This is a genomic window from Marinobacter sp. LV10R510-11A (assembly GCF_900215155.1).
Classification (GTDB): domain Bacteria; phylum Pseudomonadota; class Gammaproteobacteria; order Pseudomonadales; family Oleiphilaceae; genus Marinobacter.
The window spans coordinates 3,626,923-3,639,054 of the sequence record NZ_LT907980.1 but is presented as its reverse complement, the minus strand read 5'-3'; the positions used below and the strand labels follow the sequence as shown (position 1 = coordinate 3,639,054).

General features: G+C 54.7%; 9 protein-coding genes. 5 read left to right on the top strand and 4 right to left on the bottom strand.

Features of this window, described 5'->3' with window-relative positions; genetic code table 11:
* The first annotated feature begins 192 nt into the window (after positions 1-192).
* Positions 193-1,464: an SAM-dependent methyltransferase gene (locus CPH80_RS17510; protein ID WP_096281742.1), complete on the top strand. Its 1,272-nt coding sequence runs from the start codon at positions 193-195 to the stop codon at positions 1,462-1,464.
* Between the two features lie 11 nt (positions 1,465-1,475).
* The gene (locus CPH80_RS17505; RefSeq protein ID WP_096279856.1) at positions 1,476-2,600 is read left to right on the top strand and encodes an NAD(P)/FAD-dependent oxidoreductase; all 1,125 of its coding nucleotides are present in this window, start codon (positions 1,476-1,478) and stop codon (positions 2,598-2,600) included.
* Between the two features lie 69 nt (positions 2,601-2,669).
* On the opposite strand, the gene CPH80_RS17500 is transcribed toward CPH80_RS17505, so the two are convergent.
* The 3 genes from CPH80_RS17500 to CPH80_RS17490 form a co-directional block, all read right to left on the bottom strand.
* Positions 2,670-3,143 (bottom strand): Dps family protein, encoded by a 474-nt coding sequence (locus CPH80_RS17500; protein ID WP_096279854.1) that lies wholly within the window; start codon positions 3,141-3,143, stop codon positions 2,670-2,672.
* A gap of 41 nt (positions 3,144-3,184) precedes the next feature.
* Entirely contained in the window at positions 3,185-4,627 is a 1,443-nt protein-coding gene (locus tag CPH80_RS17495) for a dihydrolipoyl dehydrogenase (RefSeq protein WP_096279852.1), read from the bottom strand.
* 220 nt (positions 4,628-4,847) lie between these two features.
* The gene (locus CPH80_RS17490) at positions 4,848-5,900 is read right to left on the bottom strand and encodes a 3-deoxy-7-phosphoheptulonate synthase (RefSeq protein WP_096279851.1); all 1,053 of its coding nucleotides are present in this window, start codon (positions 5,898-5,900) and stop codon (positions 4,848-4,850) included.
* A 376-nt stretch (positions 5,901-6,276) separates the two neighbouring features.
* On the opposite strand from CPH80_RS17490, the gene CPH80_RS17480 reads away from it, so the two are divergent.
* Positions 6,277-7,065, top strand: a complete 789-nt coding sequence (locus tag CPH80_RS17480; RefSeq protein ID WP_157746914.1) for a secretin N-terminal domain-containing protein — start codon at positions 6,277-6,279, stop codon at positions 7,063-7,065.
* Between the two features lie 3 nt (positions 7,066-7,068).
* Here the strand turns inward: CPH80_RS17480 and CPH80_RS17475 are convergent, their stop codons facing one another.
* Positions 7,069-7,581 (bottom strand): molecular chaperone DnaJ, encoded by a 513-nt coding sequence (locus CPH80_RS17475; RefSeq protein ID WP_096279847.1) that lies wholly within the window; start codon positions 7,579-7,581, stop codon positions 7,069-7,071.
* A 191-nt stretch (positions 7,582-7,772) separates the two neighbouring features.
* Between CPH80_RS17475 and CPH80_RS17470 the strand changes: the two genes are divergently transcribed.
* Both CPH80_RS17470 and CPH80_RS17465 read left to right on the top strand, forming a co-directional pair.
* Entirely contained in the window at positions 7,773-8,888 is a 1,116-nt protein-coding gene (locus tag CPH80_RS17470) for an efflux RND transporter periplasmic adaptor subunit (protein ID WP_096279845.1), read from the top strand.
* A complete protein-coding gene (locus CPH80_RS17465; RefSeq protein WP_096279843.1) occupies positions 8,888-11,965 on the top strand; it encodes an efflux RND transporter permease subunit in 3,078 nt (1,025 codons plus the stop codon). Before CPH80_RS17470 ends, CPH80_RS17465 begins: the two co-directional genes overlap by 1 nt.
* Positions 11,966-12,132 lie beyond the last annotated feature (167 nt).

Genomic DNA, 12,132 nt, shown 5'->3' with positions numbered 1-12,132 from the left:
TCTCCTATACTAAACTGACAACCGGGAGTTCTCAGACGGGTATTCGGGACAAGCCTTGGCGCACAGCCGACAACCTGGACAGCAATGTTAGATTAAAAAAGGGGAGCAGAATCCGTGGAGCAGAATAGTGCCCAAAATAGTGCCCAGAAAAGTACCCAAGGAGGCCCCAAGAGCACCGGGCTCAATGCACAGATCGATAAATCCCATATCCTTAGCCTTCCTTTGCAGGATACCCACGTAGACCGAGCGCCTCATACCTATGAGCGCTGGCTTGTGGCCAAGCTGATGCGTATGGCCGGGTCTCCCCCGATTCGCTTCCGGCTATGGAACGGCGACGTGATTGAGCCCGTTGGAAAACCCGCCCGGTTTACCTTGCATCTCGCCGATCCAAAAGCACTTTACGCGCTAGTCACCAACCCTAATCTGGCGTTTGGCGATCTTTACAGCGCCGGTCGTCTGGATATAGAAGGCGACCTGCCCGACCTGATGGAAGCGCTCTACCGAACGATTCATCAGGCCCGCCAAAAATGGCCGCGATGGCTCGAAGCTCTGTGGCGCAACCATACGCCCCGATCAACTGGCCTATCTGAGGCGCGCGAGAACATTCACCATCATTACGACCTTGGTAACAATTTCTACCGGCTCTGGCTCGACCAGGCTGAAATGCAGTACACCTGCGCCTATTACGAACGGCCTGACTTGAGCTTAGAGCAGGCACAGCTGGCAAAGCTTGAGCACGTGTGCAGAAAGCTCAGGCTCAAGCCCGGTATGACAGTGGTTGAAGCCGGCAGTGGTTGGGGCGGGCTGGCGCGTTACATGGCGCGAAATTATGGGGTCACCGTACGCGCTTACAATATCTCTCGGGAACAGGTTGCCTACGCGCGGGAGCAGGCCCAAGAACAGGGGCTGGACAAATTGATCGAGTATGTTGAGGACGATTACCGCAACATTCGCGGCCAGTACGATGCCTTTGTTTCGGTGGGCATGCTGGAGCATGTTGGCAAGGAGAACTTCCACGCTCTATCAAAACTGATCAGGCGCTCACTGAAGCCGAACGGTATAGCGCTGATTCACAGTATTGGCCGCAACCGGCCCATGCTGATGAACGCCTGGATTGAAAAGCGCATTTTCCCGGGCGCTTACCCTCCCAGCATCGGAGAGCTAATGGCGTTATGCGAGGACGGTGATTTTTCGGTTCTCGATGTGGAAAACCTTCGGCTGCATTATGCCCGCACCCTGAGCGCGTGGATGGAGCGTTTTGACGCGGAGGGAGAGGCGATTTCTGAGATGTACGACAAGCATTTTACCCGAGCCTGGCGCATGTATCTGGCCGGCTCCTTAGCCGCCTTCCGGGCAGGATCTCTGCAACTCTTTCAGGTTGTATTCACCCACGGCGACAACAACCTGCTGCCTGCAACGCGGCAGGATCTCTACACCTTTCCCGCTGCGCCCGAAAACACGTGAGGTTACCGGACATGGAAACTGACGATCTGATTATCGTCGGGGCCGGCCCGGCAGGATCCACCTTGGCCAAAGCTCTTGAAGGTAGCGGCAAGCGGGCCCTATTAATCGACAAACAGGATTTCCCTCGGGATAAGACCTGCGCAGGCTGGGTAACGCCCACGGTTATGGAAACCCTGGGCATTGACCTCGCCGAATACGGCGTTGGCCGCACGCTTCAACCCATACGGCGCTTCCGAATCGGCATGATGGGGCAACCGGCGGTTGAAAATGACCATGGTAGCGTGGTCAGTTACGGCATCCGGCGCTGTGAATTTGACGACTACCTGCTGGAGCGCACAGACACCCCCAGGCAACTTGCCACTCCGGTCAAAAATATTACGCGAAAAGACGGTAATTGGTTGATTAACGATACCTGGTCAGCGCCACTGCTGATTGGTGCCGGCGGACACTTCTGCCCGGTTGCCAAGCTGATCGGTGATGGGCCGGGAAGCCATGAAACCGTTGTGGCTGCTAAGGAAGTCGAATTCGAAATGACGCAAGAACAGGCAAGAACCTGTGAAGCCCGAGGAGACACGCCGGAGCTCTGGTTTTGCCGAGATCTCAAAGGCTATGCCTGGGTGTTTCGCAAGGGCAACTACCTAAACGTTGGCCTTGGGCGGGAAGACAACCATAAGCTAACCACACACTTGCAGGATTTTGTGGAGACCATGAAATCCACCGGCCGGCTTCCGGCAGATCTGCCTAGTCGCTTCAAAGGTCACGCCTACTTGCTCTATGGTCACGCCGAACGACCGCTGGTAGACGATGGCCTGCTGCTGATTGGTGATGCCGCCGGGCTCGCCTATACCCAAAGCGGCGAAGGTATTCGCCCAGCCATCGAATCCGCATTGCTGGCAGCGGATGTGATTCGACAGGCACCGGATTTCTCTGCTGTTTCCCTACAGGCATACGGTGACGCCATTGCTGAGCGCTTTGGCCACCGCAGAGCTGAAGCCGAGGAAGGCTTTCAGGTGCCCGACTGGATCAGAATGCCGCTGGCGAGCACGTTGATGCGGTCGCACTGGTTTACGCGAAAGGTGGTGACTGAAAAATGGTTCCTGCACCAGGAAGTGACACCCTTGGCCGCAAACTCGTAGCATTGGGCATTTTGTGTAGGTAAAAAAATGGCGACCAACTGGCCGCCAGATACTAGCACTCGGCCAAGTTTAATGGCCCAAGTAGCTACGATACATCCAAACCGTTTTTTCCTGCTGGGAAATGTAATCGCTCATCAGCGCAACGGTACCTTCATCTTCCGCATTGCCCGCAAGGCTCAGCAGCTCGCGCTGCTTACCAATGAGTTTAGCAAAGCTTTCGAGAATGTTTTCCATGGCCTGCTTGCCATCAGAAACGTCTTTCTGCTCAGGCACTTCTGAACGCTGAATATAAGTGCTGTACGCATGAGCCGGGCGATGCCCCAGTGTTAGAACACGCTCTGCAACCTCATCAATCTTGAGCAGAAGATCATCATAAAGCTCTTCAAATTTCACATGAAGCTCAAAGAAATTATCACCCTTGATGTTCCAGTGATAACCACGCACGTTCATGTAAAAAATCTGATAGTTGGACAGTAGATCGTTAAGAGAATCGGCCAGTTTTACCGTTTTCTGCGTATCCAGACCAATAAAGTTTTTACCCATTACACGTCTCCTTTGTGGCTGTTAAATAGACAGATCAGAGGTTATACACCCGGCCCACAGTCGGTGCAGTCTTCTTCCGGAACCGGCCCTATGTTGAGATTACGGTTTAGGTCTTTCAGTGCCGTTCTCAACCCTTCTTCAATCACCGGATGATAAAACGGCATTTCCAGCATTTCGCTGACCGTTAACCGACGCTGTGCAGACCAAGCTAACAAGTGAGCTATGTGCTCGGCCGCCGGGCCAAACATTTCAGCCCCCATGAACAACCCACTGCCATGCTCACCGTAAACCCTCAGCAGACCACTGTTTTTGCCGAGCACTCGGCTGCGGCCCTGATCTTCAAACGACACCTCGCCCACGGCGAAGCGGCCAGCGCAGTGCTTATCCACTTCATCAATCGTAAGCCCTACACTAGCTATCTGGGGGTCGGTAAACACAACGGCAAGGGGGATACTCCTCTTACCGGCTCTAACTTCTGGGTAAGACGCCGCGTTATTCCCGGCAATCCGCCCCTCGTCGGCGGCTTCGTGCAACAGTGGCAAATCGTTGTTGGCATCGCCGGCAATGAAGATATGGCTCTGGCCGCAGCGCAGTGTATGCGGGTCGAACACCGGCATGCCTTTATCGTTCAGCTCAATCTCCGCATTTTGGATATCCAAGCCGTCAACATTGGGCCGGCGCCCAGTGGCCGCGAGCAAATACTCGAATGTTTCGGTCTTTTCACCGGCAGTGCCATCAGTGAAAGTGACGGCAACGCCATCCTCAACCCGTTCAACCCGCTTTACGTCACCCTCTGGATCAAGGGGAAACTCTTCATTGAAACGCTTTAAGGCATACTCACGAATGCTATCATCCTGGATTGGCCCAACGGCGCCCCCCACACCAAACATTCTCACCCGAACACCAAGGCGGCTGAGCGCCTGACCAAGCTCAAGCCCGATCACGCCGGGCCCAAAAACAACCACCGATTCGGGAAGATCCTGCCACTCAAAGATGTCGTCATTAACAATAAGGCGATCTTTCGCTTCTTTCAGAAAGCCCGGGATATTGGGGCGAGCACCGGTTGCGATAATAATTCGCTGCGCGTGAATTTCAGTTTCATTGTCGATGACGAGCCGGTTAGGGCCGGTGAAGCGTGCGTATCCCTTGATACGATGCTCTTCGGGGAACTTCTCTACCGAGCGAATAACGGAATCCACAAAGCGATCACGCTCCGAGCGCACCCGCTCCATAACCCGCTTTCCATCCACTGATATGCCGCCGGCGGACACTCCGAATAGCTCCCCCTGCGACATTTGATACGCATTATTTGCAGCCGCAATCAGCAGCTTGCTGGGCATACAGCCCACTCTGGCGCAGGTAGTACCGTACTGGCCACCTTCTATCAACACGACCTTGTCTGTGACCTTTCGTACCCGCTGATAAGCCACCATCCCTGCCGTCCCAGCACCGATAATGGCAACGTCGACTTCGCGCTTTTCCATAAAGTAGTCTCCAGATCAGGGTTATTTCACATGCCACGTAAAAACTGGCAACTGAATGTAAGCTGACAGGTCTACATAGATTCTGACAATCTTTGCGTTCTTATCCATAAGCCTTTATCCGTAAACCCAATATACAGAGAGTCTTGCATATGAACAGTTACTGGCTGGACAGAGTTATGGGTAGCGCTCGTCGCCTATTGGCGGGGCAGCCTCCTGCTCTCTAAAGTGAGCGGAGCAGAGCCTCAGTCTGATCCCAACTTAAGCACGGGTCGGTAATAGAGCAGCCGTAGCGCAAATCATCACCGTCGTCCTGCCGGCCAGCCTCAAGAAAACTCTCCAGCATGAGCCCGCGAATGCTCGCGCTACCTGCCCGTTTCTGGCGCATCACTTCACGGGCGATGTCTATCTGTCGCTCAACCTGCTTACAGGCATTGTCGTGACTACAGTCCACCATAATGGCAGCGCACAGCCCTGCTTCAGACAGGCTATGCGCGGCATGCTGAGTACTCGCTTCGTCATAATTGGTAATCCCCCGACCGCCACGCAACACTAGATGGGTGTCCGGATTGCCCCGAGTGCTGACCATGACCGGCGAGCCATGGCTGGAAACGCCCAAGTGATGATGCGGGTGAGCTCCCGACTTCATGGCATTAATAGCAACACTGATTCCGCCATCGGTACCGTTCTTGAACCCCGCAGGCATGGGCAGGCCACTGACCACCTCACGGTGAATCTGGGATTCGGTGGTGCGGGCGCCGATGGCTGTCCAACTCACCAGATCACCCATGTAATCCATAGCAAAGGGGCTCAATGCCTCGGTGGCCAGCGGCAGACCCATCTCGGCCAGGTTCAGAAGCAAACGACGTGAACGTAGCAAGCCCTCGTTAATATCACCGGCCCCTGTGCGCTCAGGATCGTACAGCAAACCCTTCCAGCCTACGGTTGTTCTCGGCTTTTCCACGTAGGCGCGCATAACAATAAGAAACTTATCGCTGACCGCATCCGCCAACGCTTTGAGCTTTTCGCCATACTCCAGCGCAGCAACTTCGTCATGAATTGAGCAGGGCCCGACCACCAGTAGGGTGCGATTATCGGTACCGTGCAGAATGCTTCGAACAGCTTGCCGGTGCTTGTCTACCTGCTCGGCTAGCTGTTCTTCGACAGGCAAACGCGCCCGTAGTTCAGCCGGCGTTGGCAGTGCGGTTTCCAGCCGATGCGTGACCGCGGAGCTAATCATCTGGTCTTCTCCGGCTGTTTTCAAAGGCATGTTCATATCTGTGTTCCCGTTTCCCTGCATCAGAATCAAAAAAGCCCCGGCTGGGCTACCAGTCGGGGCTTTCTGAGTCCGATGGCAGCCTGGTTTTTCGCCGGGCTGCCATCCTCGTTGTTCGTTTTTTGAAGATGCTATGGGCGGCCCTGACGCTGGCTAAAGTAAAAGCCATAACCAAACCACCAGCAAAACACAGCCGCGACTGCCACCATCGGTTTTTGGCCGAAAGCTTGCAGAACATTCAATTGACAGAGCGCTTGTGTCGTCTTCATGCTTACCAATATACCCCCTGGGTTTTCAACTTGGCAACCCGTAAACCGGATTATTTAGCAAACAAACCGGATTTTTCGAATAATTTTCGGGTAAAAGGGAGCCAGAAATGACATTGAACCTACGGAATTGCACCACTTTGTTCTTCTTTATGCTCGTGCTGGCACTCAGCTCCGGTACCGGTTCTGCACACGCTGAGTCCCGAGCCTACCAGCTTAACAACCGGCCGGGTGACGATGTGGCCAGCCAAGTGCGGGAGTTGTATCAAGGTGAGCCTGTATCAATCACTGCCCAGGGGCAGCAGCTTGTGGTGCGCGGCAATCAGCAACTGCTGGATGAAATCGGCACTTTAATTGAAACCCTCGACGTAGCTCAAGCCCAGCTCCGCATCTCCGTGCGATCCACGGAAGATATCGGCGGCAAACGCTCCGGCGGCGGAGTAACCACAACACGAAACAACCTTGGCGTAACCGTGGAGCGCCGGGTTACAAGCACCGGTGGCTCCCAAGAGCGAAGCCTAGTGGTTATGGATGGGCAATCTGCTCACATCACCTCGGGCCAGGTGCGAACGTTACCCTTTGCAGTACGTGGAGGCAGAAACCCGGCGGCCATTTTTGAGCAGATAGAAACTCGCAGCGGGTTTGTTGTCAGTCCGCAGGTTATTTCAGACCGCGCTATAGAACTGAACATTACCTCTTTTGAAGCGGATCCCGCAGAGCTTGAAGGGTATGACACTCAAGCGCTGGTCACGGTTCGCAGAGTGGAGCCGGGCCAGTGGGTGTCTCTAGGCAGCACTTCAACCCAATCCACCAGCAAGCAGTCAGGTATTGCCTACAGCGTTAAGAGCAGCCGGTCAGACAACCGGAGTTTCGAGGTAAAAGTCGAGGTTGTACACTGAGGCTTACGCCCTAGTTCGAATCAACACACTCTTCGCCTCGTTGATTTTGGCGGCCAGGTAATCACTCCCGCCCCTATCCGGGTGCAGTTTCTGCATCAGGCGGCGGTGTGACATAACTATGTCTTCTCTTGAGCACGCCGCGGTCACACCCAGTATTTCGCAGGCCTCTCGCTCAGTCATGCCATGGCCCTGTGCCTGACCAGCCCCGGCTTGCTCCGAATTCGACCCGGCTCCGCTACCCGGCTCCGCATTATCCTTGCCCGTAAAAAGGCGGTTCAGCGCCGGGAGGAACCGAACAAGCCCCGGCAGTTTACGCAACAGCGGAATCAATGCAGCTATTGCAGCAGTCAGCACGTGCACTCGGCCGGTCAATACCATCACGAGCAGCATAACGCCGCCGGCAATAAGTACGAGCTTCCAGGTTGCAGCTTTCTTCTTTTCCGCCGACAATCCGCCCCAATGTTTCAGAACCACAAAGACGATTGCCGTCAGCGCGATCCCCAGTATCCAATGCATGATTGATCCTTTGCTGCTGAAAGATCGTAATTCTGTCACTCAACGTAGCGACAATGCTAGCCAAAAATACCTACTAACCGGTGACAACTGCACCTTGAATTTTGTAGGATGCTATGTATTCTCGTGAATCACTAATTTCCGCCCCCAAACAGTCTGTTGTTATGCAACCAGAGATCCCCAGGACCTGAACTATGCGCACTGCTTCCCGCTTCCTGATCGCAATTATTTTCCTTGGCGTGGTGCTTGGCGGCATCTTCGGCTACAAGTTTTACCAATTCGGCCAAATGGAAGAAATGCTGTCCAAGCCCCAGCCGCCTGTGGAAATCTCAGCCACCATTGCCCGCACAGAAAGCTGGACGCCTTCCATTAAGGCCGTGGGCAGCATCAAGGCTGTTAATGGCATTGAAGTGGCCAATGAGGTTCCCGGTGTTATTGAAAGTATTAACTTTGAATCCGGTGATACTGTTAAGCAGGGCGACATCCTCATCCGCCTGAACACCGCCATTGATGAAGCGGCTGTGCGCACTCGCAAGGCAGAAGCTCACCTGGCAGAGCAGGAGTTCAAGCGCATCTCTGATCTGTTGCCAAAGCGTGCCGTATCCCAGTCTCAGTATGACCAATCTAAGGCGAATTTCGACGCCGCCGAAGCCCGTGTAAATGAGGCAGATGCTCAGTTAAGCAAAAAAGTAATCCGTGCGCCCTTTGACGGCACCTTGGGTATTCGCATGGTGGATCGAGGCGAGTACATCGCCACAGGTACGCCGATTGTTGAAGTTAATATGCTCAACCCAATCTACGTCGACTACACCCTGTCCGAGAAAAACCTGCAACATGTTGCCAGGGACTATTCTGTCGTCGCTACCGTTGCAGCTGTTCCCGAGCAGGAATTTGAGGGTAAGGTCAGCGCCATCAACACCTCTGTAAACCCGGAAACCCGTACCGTGCGCGTTCGCGCCACTCTGGATAACCCAGACAACCTTTTGCGCCCTGGCATGTTTGCGACCATCCTCACTATTCAGCCCAAAGACGACGAAGTGGTTACCATTCCACGCACCGCGATTTCCTATAACACTTACGGGGACTTCGTGTTTATTGTGGAAGAAAACGACGAAGGTGATCTGATCGTCAGCCGCCGCTCTGTTGAGACTGGTGAAACTAGGGATCCCCGGGTTGCAATTACTTCCGGCCTTGAAGCAGATGAACAGGTAGTTTCCAAAGGATTGCTGAGACTCCGTGCCGGCCAGAAGGTCGTGATTCAAGATGACGACAGGGACGAAGAAAAGCAGCCCCAGGAGGCATCTGAGTAATGCGATTCACCGACATTTTCATCCATCGTCCCGTACTGGCAACGGTGGTCAGCCTTCTTATCCTGTTGCTCGGTGCCCGTGCAGCCATGGAAATGGAGATCCGGCAATACCCGGAGCTCGAAAACACCACGGTTACGGTCACAACGGCCTATCCGGGCGCCAGTTCAGATCTGATCAAAGGCTTTATCACCACCCCCCTGCAGCAGGCTATCGCAGAAGCCAGCGGCATCGACTACCTGACATCTACCAGTTCGCAGGGCGCGTCGACCATTGAAGCCAAGATGGTACTGAACTACGACGCAAACGCGGCGCTGGCCGAAATACAGGCAAAAGTCGCCAGCCAGCGCAATGTTCTTCCAGCCGACGCCCAGGACCCCGTGATCACCTCGACCACCGGGGACTCAACGGCGCTGATGTACATTGCTTTCTACAGCGCAGACATGGCTGTGCCACAAATTACCGACTACCTGACCCGAGTGGTACAGCCCAGGCTTCAGGCTCTGCCCGGAGTTGGTAAAGCACAATTGCTTGGTCGTAAATTTGCCTTGCGGGTCTGGCTGGATCCGGAGCGCCTGGCCGCAGTCGATATGACGCCTACGGAGGTGGTGGCCAAGCTGCGCGCCAACAACTACCAGGCTGCTGTCGGTAATACCAAAGGTACCTACACTGAAATCAGCATGACCAGTGATACCGATGTGGCGGACCCCGACGACTTCCGCAACCTTGTGGTCAAGCAGGCTAACGGAACCCAGATCCGGCTTCAGGATATTGCGCGGGTGGAACTGGGGTCAGAAACCTACAGCGCACTGGCGCTTTACAAGGGCCAGCCGGCAACTTATGTCGCGATCGAGCTGGCACCCGGTGCTAACCCGCTCACGGTAGCAGGCTTGGTCAAAGGCGATCTTCCGGATATCGAAAGCCAGCTGCCGGGCGATCTGAACGTTCGGCTTGCCTACGATGCCTCAGACTTTATTGAGGACTCCATAAATGAGGTTATCTTCACCCTGCTTGAAGCTATGGGCATCGTGCTCGTGGTGGTGTTCCTTTGCCTGGGCTCTATCCGCGCTTCCATTGTGCCCTCTGTTGCGGTTCCGCTGTCGCTGATTGGCGGTGCCTTCATCATGCTGATGTTCGGGTTCTCCCTGAACCTCCTTACGCTGCTATCCATGGTACTGGCTATAGGGCTGGTGGTAGACGATGCCATCATCATGGTGGAGAACGTACACCGACACATTGAGCAAGGCGAGTCGCGGATTGATGCAGCGTTGCACGGCGCACGGGAAATGGCGGTGCCGATTATTGCCATGACCACAACGCTGGTGGCGGTCTATGCCCCCATCGGGTTTATGGGCGGGCTGGTTGGCTCCCTATTTACCGAGTTTGCATTTACTCTGGCTGGCACAGTGGTGATCTCGGGCATTGTTGCACTTACGCTTTCGCCAATGCTGTCGGCCAAGGTCCTCAAACCCCATGGCAACCCGGGTAAATTTGAGAGCCTGGTTGAGCGCGTGTTCAGCGGCATTGCTTCGGGCTATAAAGCCGCGCTCGTCTCATTGATGCAAACCAAATCCGTGGTGGTGTTTTTTGCGCTCGTCGTACTGGGCTCCATCTACTTTATGGCGACGATGAGCCAGAACGAACTGGCGCCCACAGAAGATCAGGGCATTTTGTTCTATCAGGGTCTCGGCCCCCAGACGTCCACTCTGGATTATCTTCTGGAGCATGGGGACGAAGTTCAAGAGCGCATAGCCTCCGTACCCGGCTACGCCGAAGATTTCATGATCGTCGGTATCACCGCTCCCAACGCCGTATTCGGCGGTTTTAAAATGGCACCCTGGAGTGAGCGAAAGATTACCCAGTTTGAGGCTCAGCCTCTGCTGGATGCCGAGCTCAAAAAAGTAACGGGCCTGCAGACCGCCGTGTTCCCACAGCCGGCGCTTCCCGGCTCAGGGGGCGGCCTGCCGTTCCAGTTCGTGATCACGACGGGTAACGACTACGAGCAGCTCGATCAGGTGGCTGAGGAGTTACTGGGCAAGGCGATGGGCAGCGGTAACTTCATGTTCCTGCAAAAGTCTATCAACTTCGACCGCCCGGTTACCCGCATCGAAGTGGATCGCGATCGGGTCGCTGATCTCGGGCTCTCCATGCAGGACGTGGGGCAGTCACTTTCCAGCATGCTCGGCGGTGGTTACATTAACCGCTTCAGCATGGAAGGCCGCTCCTATCAGGTAATCCCGCAGGTGGATCAGAAGTTCCGGCTAGATGAACAGGCGCTGAACGATTACTACATCCGCACAGGCGAGGGCACCCTGGTTCCGCTCGGCAGCGTCGTGAGCTTCAGCCGTGATGTGGAACCCTCAAGCCGCACACAGTTTAACCAGCAGAACTCCCTCACCCTGCAAGGGGTGGTTATGCCAGGTGTAGCGGCGGGTACCGCCATGGACTTCATGGAGCAGGCCGCAGGCGAGGTGTTCCCACAGGGCTTCACCTTCGATTACACCGGGCAGAGCCGGCAACTGGCAAACCAGGGCAGCGCCTTGATAGTCACGTTCTTCCTGTCTTTGCTGGTTATCTATCTGGTACTTGCTGCTCAGTTCGAAAGCTGGCGGGATCCGTTTATCATTCTGATTTCGGTTCCCATGTCGGTGGCCGGTGCAATGGCATTTATCGTGCTTGGCTTTGCGACTATGAACATCTATACGCAGGTAGGTCTGATTACACTGATCGGGGTAGTATCCAAGAACGGCATACTGATCGTGGAATTTGCCAACCAGCTACAGAAAGACAAAGGAATGAACAAATTGGAGGCCGTTATTGAGGCCGCCGCCATTCGTCTACGGCCGATCATAATGACGTCATTGGCACTTATCTTTGCCATGGTGCCGCTGCTGCTGGCAGCTGGCCCAGGTGCAGAAAGCCGTTTTGCTATTGGCCTGACTATCAGTGCCGGTCTGGGCATTGGCACTCTGTTCACCGTCTTCGTACTGCCAGCGTTCTATATCCTGTTGGCTCGTGATCTCAACGAAGGGAAAGAAGAGCAAGATGAAGCCTCAAAACCGGTACCCGTAAACTCATAACGGATAACCGGCAAACCTCAAAACCCGGCTCGCTTTATGGTGAGCCGGGTTTTTTATTGGTTAAAAAACCTGACCGCATACGGATTCATTCAATAGCTGGAGTTAACCCGGCGCATTGATTCCTCGATGCCTCACAATAGGGTAGTCTTACGCTCTGACCTGATATT